This is a genomic window from Pseudomonas triticicola (assembly GCF_019145375.1).
In the GTDB taxonomy this organism is placed as follows: Bacteria; Pseudomonadota; Gammaproteobacteria; order Pseudomonadales; family Pseudomonadaceae; genus Aquipseudomonas; species Aquipseudomonas triticicola.
In genome coordinates, this window is sequence record NZ_JAHSTX010000001.1 from 526,378 (window position 1) to 541,441 (window position 15,064).

At 59.7% G+C, this 15,064-nt stretch carries 18 protein-coding genes; 9 read left to right on the top strand and 9 right to left on the bottom strand.

Going from position 1 to position 15,064, the window contains the following annotated elements:
* Positions 1 to 78: 78 nt before the first annotated feature.
* The gene (locus KVG85_RS02415; protein ID WP_041478438.1) at positions 79 to 1,287 is read left to right on the top strand and encodes an ammonium transporter; all 1,209 of its coding nucleotides are present in this window, start codon (positions 79 to 81) and stop codon (positions 1,285 to 1,287) included.
* On the opposite strand, the gene KVG85_RS02420 is transcribed toward KVG85_RS02415, so the two are convergent.
* The gene (locus tag KVG85_RS02420; RefSeq protein ID WP_217862883.1) at positions 1,284 to 2,996 is read right to left on the bottom strand and encodes a cation:proton antiporter; all 1,713 of its coding nucleotides are present in this window, start codon (positions 2,994 to 2,996) and stop codon (positions 1,284 to 1,286) included. The two genes, KVG85_RS02415 and KVG85_RS02420, sit on opposite strands and share 4 nt — an antisense overlap.
* A gap of 198 nt (positions 2,997 to 3,194) precedes the next feature.
* Between KVG85_RS02420 and KVG85_RS02425 the strand changes: the two genes are divergently transcribed.
* The 3 genes from KVG85_RS02425 (at position 3,195) to KVG85_RS02435 (ending at position 4,822) form a co-directional block, all read left to right on the top strand.
* Positions 3,195 to 3,434, top strand: a complete 240-nt coding sequence (locus KVG85_RS02425) for a glutaredoxin family protein (RefSeq protein ID WP_217862884.1) — start codon at positions 3,195 to 3,197, stop codon at positions 3,432 to 3,434.
* 109 nt (positions 3,435 to 3,543) lie between these two features.
* A complete protein-coding gene (locus KVG85_RS02430) occupies positions 3,544 to 3,861 on the top strand; it encodes a hypothetical protein (RefSeq protein ID WP_016770837.1) in 318 nt (105 codons plus the stop codon).
* A 70-nt stretch (positions 3,862 to 3,931) separates the two neighbouring features.
* On the top strand, positions 3,932 to 4,822 hold the full coding sequence (locus KVG85_RS02435) for a pseudouridine synthase (RefSeq protein WP_217862885.1): 891 nt from the start codon (positions 3,932 to 3,934) through the stop codon (positions 4,820 to 4,822).
* A gap of 82 nt (positions 4,823 to 4,904) precedes the next feature.
* On the opposite strand, the gene KVG85_RS02440 is transcribed toward KVG85_RS02435, so the two are convergent.
* Positions 4,905 to 5,126 carry a YgdI/YgdR family lipoprotein gene (locus KVG85_RS02440; RefSeq protein ID WP_016770600.1) on the bottom strand — a complete coding sequence of 74 codons (222 nt, stop codon included), beginning with the start codon at positions 5,124 to 5,126 and terminating at the stop codon, positions 4,905 to 4,907.
* A gap of 78 nt (positions 5,127 to 5,204) precedes the next feature.
* On the bottom strand, positions 5,205 to 5,807 hold the full coding sequence (gene mobA, locus KVG85_RS02445) for a molybdenum cofactor guanylyltransferase MobA (RefSeq protein WP_217862886.1): 603 nt from the start codon (positions 5,805 to 5,807) through the stop codon (positions 5,205 to 5,207).
* A gap of 81 nt (positions 5,808 to 5,888) precedes the next feature.
* Between mobA and moaB the strand changes: the two genes are divergently transcribed.
* Both moaB and KVG85_RS02455 read left to right on the top strand, forming a co-directional pair.
* Positions 5,889 to 6,428, top strand: a complete 540-nt coding sequence (moaB, locus tag KVG85_RS02450; RefSeq protein ID WP_217862887.1) for a molybdenum cofactor biosynthesis protein B — start codon at positions 5,889 to 5,891, stop codon at positions 6,426 to 6,428.
* Positions 6,412 to 7,638: a molybdopterin molybdotransferase MoeA gene (locus KVG85_RS02455; protein ID WP_130927529.1), complete on the top strand. Its 1,227-nt coding sequence runs from the start codon at positions 6,412 to 6,414 to the stop codon at positions 7,636 to 7,638. The genes moaB and KVG85_RS02455 overlap by 17 nt, the downstream gene beginning before the upstream one ends.
* 59 nt (positions 7,639 to 7,697) lie before the next feature.
* On the opposite strand, the gene KVG85_RS02460 is transcribed toward KVG85_RS02455, so the two are convergent.
* On the bottom strand, positions 7,698 to 8,006 hold the full coding sequence (locus KVG85_RS02460) for a hypothetical protein (RefSeq protein ID WP_217862888.1): 309 nt from the start codon (positions 8,004 to 8,006) through the stop codon (positions 7,698 to 7,700).
* Between the two features lie 314 nt (positions 8,007 to 8,320).
* Between KVG85_RS02460 and yegS the strand changes: the two genes are divergently transcribed.
* Positions 8,321 to 9,238: a lipid kinase YegS gene (yegS, locus tag KVG85_RS02465; RefSeq protein WP_217862889.1), complete on the top strand. Its 918-nt coding sequence runs from the start codon at positions 8,321 to 8,323 to the stop codon at positions 9,236 to 9,238.
* Here the strand turns inward: yegS and KVG85_RS02470 are convergent.
* The 3 genes from KVG85_RS02470 to KVG85_RS02480 all read right to left on the bottom strand — a co-directional run bounded on the left by KVG85_RS02470 (position 9,222) and on the right by KVG85_RS02480 (position 11,703).
* Entirely contained in the window at positions 9,222 to 9,881 is a 660-nt protein-coding gene (locus tag KVG85_RS02470; protein ID WP_016770832.1) for a response regulator, read from the bottom strand. The genes yegS and KVG85_RS02470 overlap by 17 nt on opposite strands.
* On the bottom strand, positions 9,878 to 10,771 hold the full coding sequence (locus KVG85_RS02475; RefSeq protein WP_122507494.1) for a sensor histidine kinase: 894 nt from the start codon (positions 10,769 to 10,771) through the stop codon (positions 9,878 to 9,880). The genes KVG85_RS02470 and KVG85_RS02475 overlap by 4 nt, the downstream gene beginning before the upstream one ends.
* A gap of 461 nt (positions 10,772 to 11,232) precedes the next feature.
* Complete coding sequence (locus KVG85_RS02480) at positions 11,233 to 11,703, bottom strand: hypothetical protein (protein ID WP_073472559.1); 471 nt, start codon at positions 11,701 to 11,703, stop codon at positions 11,233 to 11,235.
* Between the two features lie 454 nt (positions 11,704 to 12,157).
* Here KVG85_RS02480 and KVG85_RS02485 point away from each other — a divergent pair, with 454 nt between their 5' ends.
* Complete coding sequence (locus KVG85_RS02485; RefSeq protein ID WP_016770829.1) at positions 12,158 to 13,093, top strand: chemotaxis protein CheV; 936 nt, start codon at positions 12,158 to 12,160, stop codon at positions 13,091 to 13,093.
* A gap of 190 nt (positions 13,094 to 13,283) precedes the next feature.
* Positions 13,284 to 14,090 carry an MOSC domain-containing protein gene (locus tag KVG85_RS02490; protein ID WP_217862890.1) on the top strand — a complete coding sequence of 269 codons (807 nt, stop codon included), beginning with the start codon at positions 13,284 to 13,286 and terminating at the stop codon, positions 14,088 to 14,090.
* A gap of 72 nt (positions 14,091 to 14,162) precedes the next feature.
* Here the strand turns inward: KVG85_RS02490 and ppnP are convergent, their stop codons facing one another.
* Positions 14,163 to 14,447 (bottom strand): pyrimidine/purine nucleoside phosphorylase, encoded by a 285-nt coding sequence (gene ppnP / locus KVG85_RS02495; RefSeq protein WP_024013687.1) that lies wholly within the window; start codon positions 14,445 to 14,447, stop codon positions 14,163 to 14,165.
* Between the two features lie 71 nt (positions 14,448 to 14,518).
* On the bottom strand, positions 14,519 to 15,061 hold the full coding sequence (locus KVG85_RS02500) for a 3'-5' exonuclease (protein WP_122691521.1): 543 nt from the start codon (positions 15,059 to 15,061) through the stop codon (positions 14,519 to 14,521).
* Between the last annotated feature and the right edge of the window lie 3 nt (positions 15,062 to 15,064).

Here is a 15,064-nt window from a genome sequence, read left to right on the forward strand (position 1 = left end):
ACTGGTGAGTCGTAATTTGGTGCATGAAATGCCCGCATGAACCGCTTTGGTGCCTTTTAGCCTTGGGTCTGCCTCCTCATGGAAAATCTGCAAAGCGCTGTGGACACGCTGGTTCACAGCTCCAACACGTTGTTCATTCTGATCGGTGCGGTGATGGTACTGGCGATGCACGCCGGTTTCGCCTTTCTGGAGGTCGGCACGGTCCGGCAGAAGAACCAGGTCAATGCACTGGCGAAAATCCTCAGCGACTTTGCCGTGTCGACCCTGGCCTATTTCTTTATAGGCTATTGGATCTCCTATGGCGTCACCTTCATGCAACCGGCAGCGGTGCTCACGGCTGACCATGGTTATGGCCTGGTGAAATTTTTCTTTCTGCTGACCTTCGCAGCCGCCATCCCGGCGATCATTTCCGGCGGCATTGCCGAACGTGCGCGTTTCGTCCCGCAGTTGTGCGCGACGGCGCTGATCGTTGCGTTTATCTATCCGTTTTTCGAGGGCCTGATCTGGAACGGCAACTTCGGCTTGCAAGGCTGGCTGGCGGCGCAGTTTGGCGCGGCATTCCATGATTTCGCCGGCTCGGTGGTGGTGCATGCCGTGGGCGGTTGGCTGGCGTTGGCCGCTGTTCTGCTGCTCGGCCCGCGCAATGGCCGCTATCGCGATGGACGCCTGGTCGCGTTCGCGCCGTCGAGCATTCCGTTTCTCGCACTGGGCTCGTGGATCCTGATTGTCGGCTGGTTCGGCTTCAACGTGATGAGCGCACAGACCCTGCAAGGCGTCAGTGGCCTGGTCGCGGTCAACTCGCTGATGGCCATGGTTGGCGGTACCGTCGCGGCGTTGATCGTCGGGCGCAATGACCCGGGCTTTCTGCACAACGGCCCGCTGGCCGGTCTGGTGGCGATTTGCGCCGGCTCCGATCTGATGCATCCGGTCGGTGCGCTGGTGACGGGCGCGATCGCCGGAGCCTTGTTTGTCTGGTGCTTTACCGCAGCGCAAGTCAAATGGCGCATCGACGATGTGCTGGGCGTATGGCCGCTGCATGGTTTGTGTGGCGTGTGGGGCGGGATTGCCTGCGGCATCTTCGGTCAGTCTGCGCTGGGTGGCCTGGGCGGCGTCAGCCTGATCAGCCAGTTGATCGGCACTGCGCTTGGCGTCGCGGTCGCGCTGGTCGGCGGCTTCGTTGTCTACGGCGCGATCAAGGCATTGCATGGGCTGCGCCTGAGTCAGGAACAAGAGTATTACGGCGCCGACCTGTCGCTGCACAAGATCGGCGCGGTGAGTCAGGATTAGATTTCCTCATCATTGGCTCCGGGGTAGAAGCCGTGCAGGAGGCGATAGCGATCGATGCGCACCTGATCGACCTTCTCCTGCACTTTGTGCGCGGGCAGGCCGAGCATGATCAGCGCATGTGAAGCGAGCATCAGGCTCGACTCCAAAAGCTCCGGCACCACCTCGGTGGCGCCGGCGGCTCTGAGTTCCGCCGATTGGCTGTCGTCACGGGTGCGTACCAGAATCGGCACCTGTCGGTTGAGTCGCCGGGCCTCGCGCAGAATGCGCAAGGCCACATCGCTTTGATCCACGGCAATCACCAATAGCCTGGCGCGCAACAGGCCTACCGCAACAAGCAGATCGCCACGCGCCGAGTCGCCGTAATGTACGTCGCTTTCCGCAGATGCGGCTTCCTGCACCCGCACCGGATCGTTGTCCAGCGCAACATAGGCTTGCCCGGCGTTGCCCATGAAGCGGCCGATGGACTGGCCGACGCGCCCGTAGCCGCAGATCACCACGTGCTGGTCGAGGTCGGCGTTGAGCGCGCTGATCTGTTCGATCTGCGCTTCCTGATTGGGCTTGCGGTGCAGCACGGCGGCGATGCGCGGCGCCGCACGCAACAGCAGTGGCGTGAGCAGCATCGAACAGAACGTTGCCGCGAGCAGCAGCGCACCCGGCTCGGCCGGCAACAGGCTGTTCTGCTGCATCTGCGCCATCAAGGCAAAACAGAATTCGCCACCCTGGGCCAAGGCGAGACCGCTGCGCCATGCGGTTTCGCTGTCACTGCCGCGCCACTTCACCAGCAGCGCGACCACGATGCCTTTGATCAGCATCAGGCCCAGCGTCAGACCGATGATCAACAGGCTGTGACTGACGAACAGTTGCAGGTCGATCAGCATGCCGATGCTGACGAAGAACACGCCGAGCAGAATGTCGCGAAAGGGCCGGATATCAGCTTCGATCTGGTGCCGGTAATGGCTTTCCCCGAGCAACATGCCGGCGAGGAAAGCGCCGAGTGCAGGCGACAGCCCCAACAAATGCGTGAGCCAGGCTGTCAGCAGCACGATCACCAGCGCCAGCAGGACGAACAGCTCCGCAGAGCGCGAAGCCGCCACCTCATGAAACAGCCGTGGCAATAACCAGCGACTGGCGAGCAGCAGGCCGAAGAACAGCACCACGGTTTTGCCCAGGGTCAACGGCAAGGCCCAGTACCAGGGCTGCTCGCTGTTCCCGGCGAACACTGGCACCAGTGTCAGCAGCAATACCGCGACAACGTCCTGAAACAGCAACACGCCGACCGCGTTCTGGCCGTGGCTGCTGAATACTTCACCAAGACTGCCCAGCTCCTTGGTCACGATCGCCGTGGATGACAGCGATAACCCTGCACCGAGCAACAGCGCCGGCATCAGCGGCATGCCCAGGCCCATCAACAGTGTGCCGAGCAAGGCTGTGCTGATGAGCACTTGCTGACTGCCGAGGCGAAACACCACCTGACGCAGCGCAATCATCTTCGACAGGGAGAACTCCAGGCCTAGCGAAAACAGCAGAAACACCACGCCCAGCTCGGCGACATCCGGCAGATGTTCGCTCTCGTTGACCCAGTCGAAAGCGTTCGGCCCGACCAGTAATCCCACGCACAGGTAACCCAGCACCGGCGGCAGTCGCAGGCGCCGGAACAGGGCAATCACCACCAGGGATGAGGCGAGGATGATCAACAGATTTGCAAACACGGGACACTCCGCTGTCAGGGCGTTGGCCTCTGAAGCGTAGAGGCAAAAAGTCCGCGAGGATGACGCATTTGCAATTTGCGCTGAATGATTTGCGTCAGGATTTTGCGCCGGCAGCGTTCGGGCCTTTGGGCGGCGCCGGGTCGACGAGGGTTCGGCGGCGTCCTAGAATGGGCTCACCTGTTTTCCGGTAACGCCGTCATGCCTCCAGAATGTCAGCTGTTCGGCACCCTCGGGTGTCATCTGTGTGAAGTCGCCGAAGCCGAGCTGATGCCCTTCGTCGAGCATGGTCTGCTGGTAGAACTGGTGGACATTGCCGACGACGAATCGTGGTTCGAAAAATACGGCTTGCGCATCCCGGTACTGCGGCGCGTTGACACTGGCGCGGAGCTGGATTGGCCCTTCAGCGCCGACCAGGTGGTGGCATTTTTAGGCTGTTGATTTTGCCTTGATCCTTCCGCTGGTCGCAGCAATACATCCTTGCGTTGGCGCTCGCTGACTTCTTCGGTTACTGTATGTCCATACAGCAATCGAGTCAGAGGGATGAACCGTGGTCAATGTCGAACAGTTGAAGAGCAGCGTTAACCGGATGTCGGTCGACGTGGTGCGCGAGGCCGTCCTCGAATTGCGCCTGGACGGGCTGGTCACGGAAGGCAAGACGCCGTTCAACAAGCTGCATTTCAACACCTGCTTTGCCGAGATCGAAGCCCTGTTTCAGCGCGCCGGTTATCACAAGCAGCTGGATGTGGTCGGTTATCAGGGCCTGCTGTATGCCTTGTACGATCCGGGTCGCTGGGAGGCGGTCGATGTCTTGCGCTGGCTGAAGGAGTTCACCGAAGCGGCCGCCCTCAAGTCGATTCCGGCCTGATCAAACTGCGCTAGGTGGCTTTGCCTCACTGTTGGATAATGCCGGCCTGCATTGAGGAATTCTGTTTCGTATGACCAGCCCCGTATTTTCCGCTGCGCACAATCAGGCCAGCACCTTGTATCTGCCGCCCGGTCCCTGGCTGACGGTACTCGATTGCCTGTGCGAGCACTTCAGTGCCATCGGCCGCGAACAGTGGCTCGACCGCATTGCTCGGGGTAGGGTGCTGGATGCTCAGGGCCAGCCGATTGCGCTGGACCTGCGGTACAAGGAAGGTTTGCGCATTCATTATTTTCGCGAAGTGCCGGACGAGAAACCGATCCCGGTGCTCGAGTCGATTCTCTACGCCGATGAACATCTGGTGGTGGCCGACAAACCTCACTTTCTGCCAGTCACCCCGGCCGGGGAGTATGTCGAACAAACCCTGCTGCGCCGGTTGATCCGTCGGCTGGACAATCCGCATCTGGTGCCGCTGCACCGCATTGACCGGCACACCGCAGGGCTGGTGATCTTCTCGGCCAATCCGCAGACCCGCTCGGCCTATCAGTCATTGTTTCCGACCCGGCAGATCGACAAGCGCTACGAAGCGATTGCCCCGGCGTTGCCCGAGCTGAATTTCCCTTTGGTGCACAAGAGCCGTTTGGTCGATGGCGAGCCGTTTTTCCGCATGCAAGAAGGGTTTGGAGCCAGCAACACCGAAACGGCGGTCGAGGTGCGTGAGAAGAATGGTGATCTGTGGCGCTATGGTCTGTATCCCGTGACCGGCAAAAAGCATCAGTTGCGGGTGCACATGACGGCGCTGGGCGCGAGTATTTGCAACGATCCGTTTTATCCGACTGTGTTGAAAGATGTCGAGGACGATTACGCCAACCCGTTGAAGCTGCTTGCACAAGGCCTGCGCTTCATTGACCCGGTGACCGGTGAATTACGGGAGTTCGAGAGTCAAATCACCTTGCAGTGGTAATGCTGAAACTGCTTTCCGAGCGCCCATGAAAAAGCCCGCATGACCATGCGGGCTTTTCTGTATCCGGTAACGACGCGGAGCCTTACAGCTCTTTGACGGTACGAACCTGATCCTTGTTGATGCGGGTCTCTTTGCCGTCCAGCTGCTGGAACTCGTAGAAGCCCGAATCATCATCGTATTTCGGGGTGTCGACGGCCTGGATTTCGCGACCGTCATTCAAGGTGATCACTGTCGGCGAGGAGCAACCGGCGAGGGTTGCCAGGCCCAGTGCGAGCATGAAAGTGGCGAGGGTCCGTTGAGTCATGAGTGTGTCTCCGAATGGGAAATCTTCTGGTTACTGAGCTTGAGACGTAAACAAGGCGTGAGAGTTCCTTGCATGGTGTCAGTCTGACACAGTGTTGTGCAGATGTAACAATTCCGGGGTGTTGAGGTTGGCCAGTCGCGGGTCGTTGTCAGGACATTGCAATGCAACGGCACCGAGGCTGCGCATCACCCGACCCGGGCTGCGCTCGCCTGCATTCCAGGCTGCTTCGAATGCCGGCAACAGCGCCACGGGAATCACGCACAGCAGCGGTTCCCAGTGCTCGCCGTGGCGCAACATTAAAGGTTTTTCACGTTGCAGATCGGCAGTCATCAGCATGTCTTCGAGCAAGGCCTTGTCGATTCGCGGCACATCACATGGCAACACCAGCAGATGCGCATGGCGCGCCGCTTTCAGCCCGGCACGAATACCGGCCAGCGGCCCGGGGAAATCGCCTTCATCATCCATCACCAACTGATCGGCAAACCCGGCATAACGCTCGCGATTGCGGTTGCACGAGATGATCAGATCGTCGGTCAACGGCCGTACCTTGCGCTGCAGATGCGCTATCAAAGGCTCGCCCAGCCACTCAATAAGCCCCTTGTCCTGACCGCCCATGCGCTGGCCGCGTCCACCCGCCAGAAGCAGGACGGAGCAGGGCGGCAATTGACTGTTCGACGGCATGACGACTCTCCAGAGGGGCGGCGGAAAAATGGGCCGCTGTGATATAACACCGGGCTGTCTCCCCTACAACTGGAAGAGCCTATGAAAGCCAAGGCTGATGTACCTTTCGTGCCGCTCAATATTGCGGTGCTGACTGTCAGCGACACCCGGACCCTGGAAACCGATACGTCCGGCCAGGTCTTCGTTGACCGCTTGATCGCGGCCGGCCACGCGCTGGCCGAGCGCGTTCTGCTTAGAGATGATCTCTACAAAATTCGTGCGCAAGTCGCCAACTGGATTGCCGACGATGTGGTTCAGGTCGTGCTGATCACCGGCGGCACCGGCTTCACCGGGCGTGACAGCACGCCGGAAGCGGTGGCATGCCTGCTCGACAAGCAGGTCGACGGGTTCGGCGAACTGTTCCGCCAGATCTCCGTGGCCGATATCGGCACTTCGACTGTGCAGTCCCGGGCCTTGGCTGGTCTGGCCAACGGCACGCTGGTGTGCTGCCTGCCGGGTTCGACCAATGCGGTGCGCACCGGCTGGGATGGCATCCTCGCTGAGCAACTGGACGCTCGTCATCGTCCGTGCAACTTCGTCACCCACCTGAAGCAGGCGGCGCCTTGTGAATCCCGTGGGTAAGCCGGGCAAGACCGGCAGTTTGCTGCCTGTCGAAACGGCGCTCGAGCGTTTGCTGGCCATGGCCGATGCGTCGCGCATTGTCGAGCGCGAGCACTTGCCGCTGGCTCAAGTCGAAGGGCGGGTGCTGGCGGAAGATCTGATCTCGACACTGGATCTGCCGCCGTGGCCGAACAGCGCCATGGACGGCTACGCCTTGAACCTGGCGGATTGGCAAGGCGAGCCGCTGCCGGTCAGTCAAAAGGTCTTCGCCGGGCAATCTCCACAACCTTTGGAGCCAGGCACCTGCGCACGCATCTTCACCGGGGCACCGCTGCCGCCGGGCGCCGACTGTGTCGAGATGCAGGAAAACGCTGAAGTTCAGGCCGACGGCCGAGTGCGCTTCCTCGAGCCTTTAAAGGCCGGGCAGAACATTCGTCCGCAGGGCCAGGAAACTACGGTCGGCGAATTGGTGCTGCAAGCTGGCACCCGGCTCGGACCGATTGAGCAGGGCCTGGCTGCTTCGCTTGGCTGTGCCGGCCTCAATGTCGTGCGCAAACCTCGCGTCGCTGTTTTGTCCACCGGCGACGAGCTGGTTGAACCCGGCCAGGCATTGGGTCCGGGCCAGATCTACAACAGCAACCGCGTGCTTCTGTGCAGTTGGCTGCAGCGTCTGGGCTGCGAAGTCATTGATGGCGGAATTCTCCCGGATGATCTGCCCACCACGCGGGCGCGGTTGGGCGAGCTGCAAAATGTCGATCTGATTCTGTCTACCGGCGGTGTCTCGGTCGGTGAGGCGGATTTCCTCGGCATTGCCCTGCGTGAAGAAGGCGAGTTGGCCCTGTGGAAGCTGGCCATCAAGCCCGGGAAGCCGTTGACGTTCGGCCATTTTCGCAACGTGCCGGTGATTGGCCTGCCCGGCAATCCCGCCTCCACGCTGGTGACGTTCGCCCTGCTGACGCGGCCTTATCTTTTGCGTCGCCTGGGTGTGCAAGCCGTCGAACCGCTCAAGTTTGCAGTGCCAGCAGGCTTTGTCTGGCCGGTGGCCGGCAACCGCCGAGAATATCTGCGCGGGCGTCTGGAGCAGGGCCGCGCAATCATTTATCGCAACCAGAGTTCGGGTGTGCTGCGCAGCGCCGCGTGGGCCGACGGGTTGGTGGAAGTCCGAGAGGGCCGCACGCTGAGCGAGGGTGATGAAGTGAGCTTCATTCCCCTCAGTGACCTGCTGGGGTAGCCCATCTTGCCCATGCACGCGTCGGCGGGTAAGCACGGCGCGTGCAACAATTGATTCGGTCAGTTGCTGATCAACGTCACCAACTGGTCGAATCGGCTGTTGGCCACCCAGCCCAGCAGTCCGAGGATGACAGCGGTGGCACCCGCCGAATACGCCAGACGGTGTTTGATCGTCCGGACATCATTGAGCACTTCGTCCATATCGCGGCGCATGTATTTGAAGTGAGTCTCCAGCTCGCTGACTCGGGGTTCCATATCAAACTCTCCAGGGGTCTTGGCGCTGTTACAGAAGTCTGGCTTCTTGCTGGCACGACTTTCGGCAAGAGCGGCGACCGGGCTCACCGGTGTCTTGGTTTCATGGTTGTGCATGGAAGTTCTCGCCGATCGTATCAACTGCACGCTTGCTGGTTCTTCCATTGCTCGATTCATGAAAATAAATCGCGGGGTATCCGTTCATTACCGGCACATCCTTGTGTTATTGGGTTAAAGGTTGATGCTGCCGGCACACGGTGACCCATGGGGTGGGCGGGGTCAATTAAGCCGATTCCTCTTGTTTCGTAAGAAAAAATACCGCTGTGTAGGACACCTGCTGTTGGAAGAGGAATTAATTGCCATTCCCGTGGCTTTTTCGAGGCGCGCAGTGGTCAAGATGTTTCAACCGATTCAATTCTTGGAGTGACGTTATGAGTGAACGCCGGGCACTGCTGATCCTGCATGGCAAACAGGCACTCAACGAGGATGTCCGCGCTGCCGTCGAAGCCAGGCGCGAGCAAGGCTGGGAGCTTGCGGTGCGAGTGACCTGGGAAGCCGGCGACGCCCAGCGTCTGGTTGAAGAAGCGCTGGCAGCGGGTTACACGAAAATCATCGCTGGCGGTGGCGATGGCACCTTGCGTGATATCGCCGAAGCGCTGGCTCAGCACCCGAAAAAAGCCAGCCTCGTCTTGCTCCCATTGGGGACCGCCAACGATTTTTCCCGTGCCGCCGGTATTTCGCTGGAGCCTGCCGAAGCCCTTGAGCTACTGGACGTTCAGCCCTCGGATATCGACTTGGGCGAAGTGGGCGGGCAGATTTTCCTCAACATGGCGACCGGCGGTTTCGGTAGCCAGGTGACCGCCAATACTTCGGAAGACTTGAAAAAGGTCTTGGGCGGCGCCGCTTATCTGTTTACCGGCCTGACCCGGTTCAGCGAGCTGCATGCCGCTTATGGCGAGTTGCAGGGGCCGGACTTTCATTGGCAGGGTGAGCTGCTGGCGCTGGGCATCGGTAACGGCCGGCAGGCGGGTGGCGGCCATGTGCTGTGCCCCGAGGCGCAAGTCGACGATGGTTTGCTGGACATCAGTATCCTGCCGGCACCGCAAGAACTGGTCGGCACGCTGAAGAATCTGCTGAGCGAGGGCTTCGGCCTCGACAACATGTTCGTGCGGGCGCGATTGCCGTGGGTCGAGATCAAGGTCGCCGAAGGGCTGAGCATCAATCTCGATGGCGAGCCGCTGGAGGGCGACAGTCTGCGATTTGTTGCGAAACCTGCAGCGTTGCAGGTGCACCTGCCAAAGGACTCGCCGTTATTGGGCCAACAGCCCTCAATCAGTCATCAAGACTGATGATCTGCTCACGCACGGCGAACAGCACCAAGCCCGCCACGTCATAGATCTGCAAGCGCTTCATGATCTGTGCGCGGTGGGTTTCAACGGTCTTGACGCTCAAGCCCAGGCCGTTGGCGATTTCCCGGGTCGATTTGCCGCGCACGATCAGGCGAAGGATTTCCAGCTGGCGCGCGGTCAGATTGTGCGAATCGGCGACGTCCGGCTGGCTCTTCTGGTTTCGCGTCAGTGCCTGATTGATCACCGTATGAGCAATGGCCGGGCTGAGGTAGCGCTCGTTGTTGCGCAGGGCCTCCAGCGCATGCTCGAGTTCGGTTGCGGTGGTGTCCTTGAGCAGGTAGCCATGGGCACCGGACTCCAGCGCCTGCATGATCAGTGCCGGATCGGTGTGCATCGACAGGATCAGCACTTTGCTCTGCGGCCGCACGCGCTTGAGGCGTTGCAGCGCTTCCAGGCCACCGGTTTCTCTCATCGAGATGTCCAGCAATACGATGTCCGGGCTCAGTTGCTCGACCATTTCAAGCAATTGCGAACCATCACTGGCTTCGCCGATTACCGCGTAACCGGGAATATCCAGTACCAGAGCGCGCACGCCGGCTCTGATCAGCGAGTGGTCATCCACCAGAAGTAAGTTACAAGTCAACGCATAACCTTATTCGTACTGGCCCGTTCGAGCGCTCGCGGCGCCCAGGGGAAAAGTGCTTCGATTCGAGTACCTTTGCCCGGCTCGCTGATAACGCTCAATGTGCCGCCCAACTGTTCGATACGCTCGGCCATTCCGGCCATGCCGCGTTGGCCTTCTCTGGCCGGGTCGGCCGCCGGGGCAAAACCCAGGCCGTCATCACTGATCAACAGCGTCAGACCTTGCGGCAATCGCTGTACCCGAATCAACAGGTTTTTTGCCTGTGCGTGGCGCAGGATGTTGGTCACCGCTTCCTGGGCGATGCGAAACGCGGCGACGGCCATTTCCTCGGGGATGCCGTTGAGCCGTTGCTGGCAATCGAGACTCCAGTTGACCGGCGTGTTGGCCAGTGTCTTGAGCAAGTGCGCACGCAGGCTGGCTTCTAGGCCCAGGCTGGTCAATTGACGTGGATTGAGAATCGCCGAGACGTCACGCACCTTGTTCAGGGTTTCATCCAGCGTGTCGCAGAGCACCTTGCATTGTTCCTGCAGATCCTCCGGCAGGCGGCGTTTGAGCCAGTCACTTTGCAGCTTGGCGGCAGTGAGCAACTGGCCGATATCGTCGTGCAATTCACGGCTGAGGCGATGACGCTCGTTTTCCTGAACTTGCAGAAGTCGATCAGCCAACTCTTGTGGCTGAAACTTGATCGATTTGCGTGACAAGCGATATTGCACCCAGACGCACGCGGTGGCGGCGATGTCGAGCGCCAGCAATCCCAAAGGAAGGCGTGCGGAAACAACATACGCCAGCAGACTGCCCAAGGTCGCCAGAACACACAGGACAAGTGTGAAGCGCCGGGCGTTTTCCCGCGAGGGTGGCCATGTGATAAGTGACTTGAGACTGGCGTACATAACGGATGGAGCCAATGGATGTTCGCTGCGGGCAGACCGACCGGTGACTGGCAGATCTCTGTGTGGAAATACTGTCATTTATGTTATTGATTCAAACCGCATTCATTAAGCGATCATTGACTCGCAATAACATCGAAAAGGTAACACTGAAGTCAGTATGCCATTAACCGGCAGGCAACTAACCGGCGGCATAATACCACTTAACATACCGTTGGTCGCGGGTGCTATATATGTCCATTCAGTCAGGAAATAGCGGATCGTGGACGCAAGTTCCATATTGGAAAAGTTTGAGTTGTTGTATTTGGGCCACTTCGATGTACCGGGAAGTGCCGCTGGGTCCACACAGGGAAACCCTGATGCGGGCACTTGGAAATTAACCGTTGGTCGGGCTGATTATTTGCCCCGGATTGTCGCTTTCAGGCACGAACTATTCATTTACGACAATATTGCGACTGACAGGCTCAAGCCTGGCGCGCGGTAAAGGGCGAAGAGAGCAAACGTTTGCTCACCACCTTCGGCTCGAACGAGGATTGGCCCATTTGTGCGGCGAAGGCTTCGAGCAGATCTGTCTGTTCACTTTTATCCAGAGTCAGCTGCCCGGTCTTGTGGTCGACCAGCTCAAGCTGCCATGCCATCAGGGTGAAACAGTCTCGCAAGGCATCGAGTGCCTGTTCGTGCAGGTCGACGCGATCCTGGGTCAGATTGAGCAGACTGTAGATGTGCAGGGAAAACTCGGAGATTGCTTCCAGTGCCAAGGCTTCGGCGCGGCCCGCCAGCTTCAGCAGAGTGCCGAGCATGCAGTCGATGGCATCCTTGTCATTGCTGATCAGTTGCAGATGGCTCAGGCATTCTTCGGACTTGGCGAGAAGCGTTTCGGCCTCGACCAGAAATTCGGGGAAGCGTTGCGCCCAGTCTTTACGGTCGATTGGCATGTTCATCTCCACCACGTCGTGTTGGTTGACGGATGGCCGTGTGTGGCGACGATCGTGAATCGTCGGCAGATCGCGCCCGGCGGTGCAGGTGCACGGACCGAGGGGTTCCAGAGGGTGGGTTGCCACTGAATTGCGATCGCACACAATAGCCTGACTCCGTTCATGCAATGAGAATGGCGTCACAGTAATGGCTATTGGAAATGGCGAATATCAGGTTGGGCCTGATTGATCCTAGGGGAATCCCTTAGGCGCGGGAACCTAACGTGCAAACCGAGGTCGCGCCGCAATGAATCTAGCAGATGAAATCACGATTGCCAGTAAAGCATGATGTCAGTGTGACATCAATGGCCGTTTGTGGCATTTTTAGCGGCGCGCTTTACAGCAATCAAGATTAGCTGAATGCAGCCGATAAACACCCATAGTGAATTCATCAGAACAAGCCCAGGAGTCATTGATGGCCGGCATTCTCGACACGGTAGACCAACGCACGCAACTGGTGGGTGAGAATCGCCTGGAAATCCTCATGTTTCGCCTGGCCGGACGCCAGCTGTTCGCGATCAACGTGTTCAAGGTTCAGGAAGTGCTGCAGTTGCCCAAGCTGACCCTGATGCCGCAGCGTCATCCTTTCGTCTGCGGCGTGGTCAATCTGCGCGGGCAGACCCTGCCGGTGATCGACCTGTCCCAGGCAATCGGCATGCGCCCACTGGTGCCGGGCCCGAACAGCACGATCATCGTCACCGAATACAACCGTTCGGTGCAGGCCTTCCTCGTCGGCGGTGTCGACCGCATCGTCAACATGAACTGGGAAGCCATTCTGCCGCCGCCGACCAGTGCTGGCCGTCAGCATTATCTGACCGCGATCAGCAAGGTCGACGATCAACTGGTGGAGATCATCGACGTCGAGAAAGTCCTCGCTGAAATCGTCCCGTACAACGCCAAGGTCTCGCGCGAGAAACTCGACGATCCGGTACTGGAGCGCGCCCGTGGCCGCGAAGTCTTGCTGGTGGACGACTCCAATGTAGCGCTCTCGCAATTGCGCGATACCCTCGGACAGCTCGGGGTGAAAATGCACATTGCCAGCGACGGTCTGAAAGCCTTGAACATGCTCAAGGCCTGGGCCGATACCGGCGTGCACATGACCGACAAACTGCTGATGATTTTCACCGACGCGGAAATGCCGGAAATGGACGGTTATCGCCTGACCACGGAGATCCGCAACGACCCTCGCCTGCGTGGCCTGTACGTCGTACTGCACACCTCGCTATCGGGCAGTTTCAACGACTCAATGGTGAAGAAGGTCGGCTGCGACAACTTCCTTTCCAAATTCCAGCCGGACAAACTGGTCGACGTGGTGCGCCAGCGTCTGATGCTCGACGCCGTGCCGGCCTGAAACACGCACATTTTGCTTCCTGTGGGAGCGAGCCTGCTCGCGAAAGCGCAGGGTCTGACACATCGATGGTGAATGTGCCGGCCTCTTCGCGAGCAGGCTCGCTCCCACAGAAGTGCATTTACATTAATGACGGCTTTGATTCGGTATTGAAGCTCGTATAGGGTGGCGTTTTTCCATCAGGGAGCTGGCCATGCTGCGTCTGAGCGCGCTTTATCGTTACCCGTTGAAATCCGGCAAGGGCGAAATCCTGCAAAGCATTGAGCTGGACAAGCTCGGGCTGGCGGGCGACCGACGCTGGATGCTGGTGGACGAGGCCAGCGGGCGCTTTCTGACCCAGCGTGCCGAAGCGAAGATGAGTCAGTTGTCGGCGTTATGGAATGCCGGCGGCGGTCTGACCCTCAGCGCTCCAGAGCAGGGTGCTATCGAAGTCGCGCTGCCCGCTGCCGACGCCGAGCTGCGCGGTGTGACGATCTGGCGTGACACCCTGCGGGTGCCGGACGCCGGTGATCAAGCCGCGCGGTTTGTCAGCGACTTCCTCGGCAAGCCGACACGCCTGGTGCAGATGCCGCTGGAGCGGGCACGTACCACGCAAGCGGGTTTCGGCAAGGATGACGATCAAGTGGCGTTCGCCGACGGTTATCCATTGCTGCTGATCGGCGAAGCCTCGCGGCTGGCGCTCTCGGAAGCGGTAGGGCGAGAGCTGGAGATGCTGCGCTTTCGCCCGAATCTGGTCATCGAAGGCAGCGCACCTTACGCCGAGGACAACTGGAAACGTATTCGCATCGGCGATATCGAGTTTCGCGTGGTCAAGCCGTGCGCGCGTTGCATCATGACCACTGTCGACCCGCAAACCGGTGAGCGCAGCGCCGATCGCGAGCCGTTCGCGACGTTACAGAAACATCGCTCAACCGCCGATGGCGCGATGTTCGGACAGAATCTGGTCAACGACGGCAAAGGCCGCCTGGAAGTCGGCATGCCGGTGGAAATCCTCGAATAGGTTGTCGCTGAAACGAAAAATGCCCGGGTCTTTTGGACACGGGCATTTTTTTGCGCTGTGAAACCGGCGGGATCAGCCGCGGTATTCGCACAGGTAAGCGGTATCCACTTCGACTTTCAGCTGGAACTTGCTGTTGGCCGGGACGTTGAACTGGCTGCCGGCGGCGAAGGTTTCCCAGTCGCTGCTGTCTGGCAGTTTTACGCTCAGCGCGCCGGACACCACGTGCATGATCTCGCGCTGGCTGGTGCCGAATTCGTATTCGCCCGGGGCCATGACGCCAATGGTCGCCGGACCTTCAGCGGTGCCAAAGGCGATCGACTTGACGGTGCCGTCGAAGTACTCGTTGACTTTAAACATGGGCGGATTCCTCGAAAAGGGCTTAAAAGGGGGCGGCCAGTATGCACAAGGCTTTTCGCGCCGTCACGCGCCTATAGCGGCAGAACCAATGGCAACAACCGTGCAGTATTGCGGGCATCTTCCAGCGCGCGATGTTGTTGGCCGTTGAACTGCATGCCCGCCAGTTGCAACGCGGCGTTGAGCCCCAGCGGTCGTTCCAGGCGGCGGGCCTTGGCGAAGCGCTGTTTGAGGTTCATGTGCGGGACTTTGCTCAGGCCGCTGTCGATGTGCAGGCGCTGCCACTCCTGCAGCAACTGCTGGCGATCGTAACCGCCCCAACTGGCCCAGCCGTCAAGGCGAGCCTGATGCTGTGCCAGCCAACGCTCAAAGGCTGGCCAGACGTCGCTCAGCGGTTGCGCCGAATCGATATTGGCCTGGCTGATGTGCGTCAGCTCCCGACAGAATGGCGTCAGCAATGGCCGGCGGGTCGGTTTGACGAAGCGCTGGAAGTGATCCTGCTCGCGCCCGGCGCGGTCGACCAGGGTCGCACCGATCTCGATAATTTCCATTTCCGTGACCGGCCAGCCACCCTCGTCTGTGGTGGCTTCCAGATCTATGACCAGCCAATGGGGCATCGC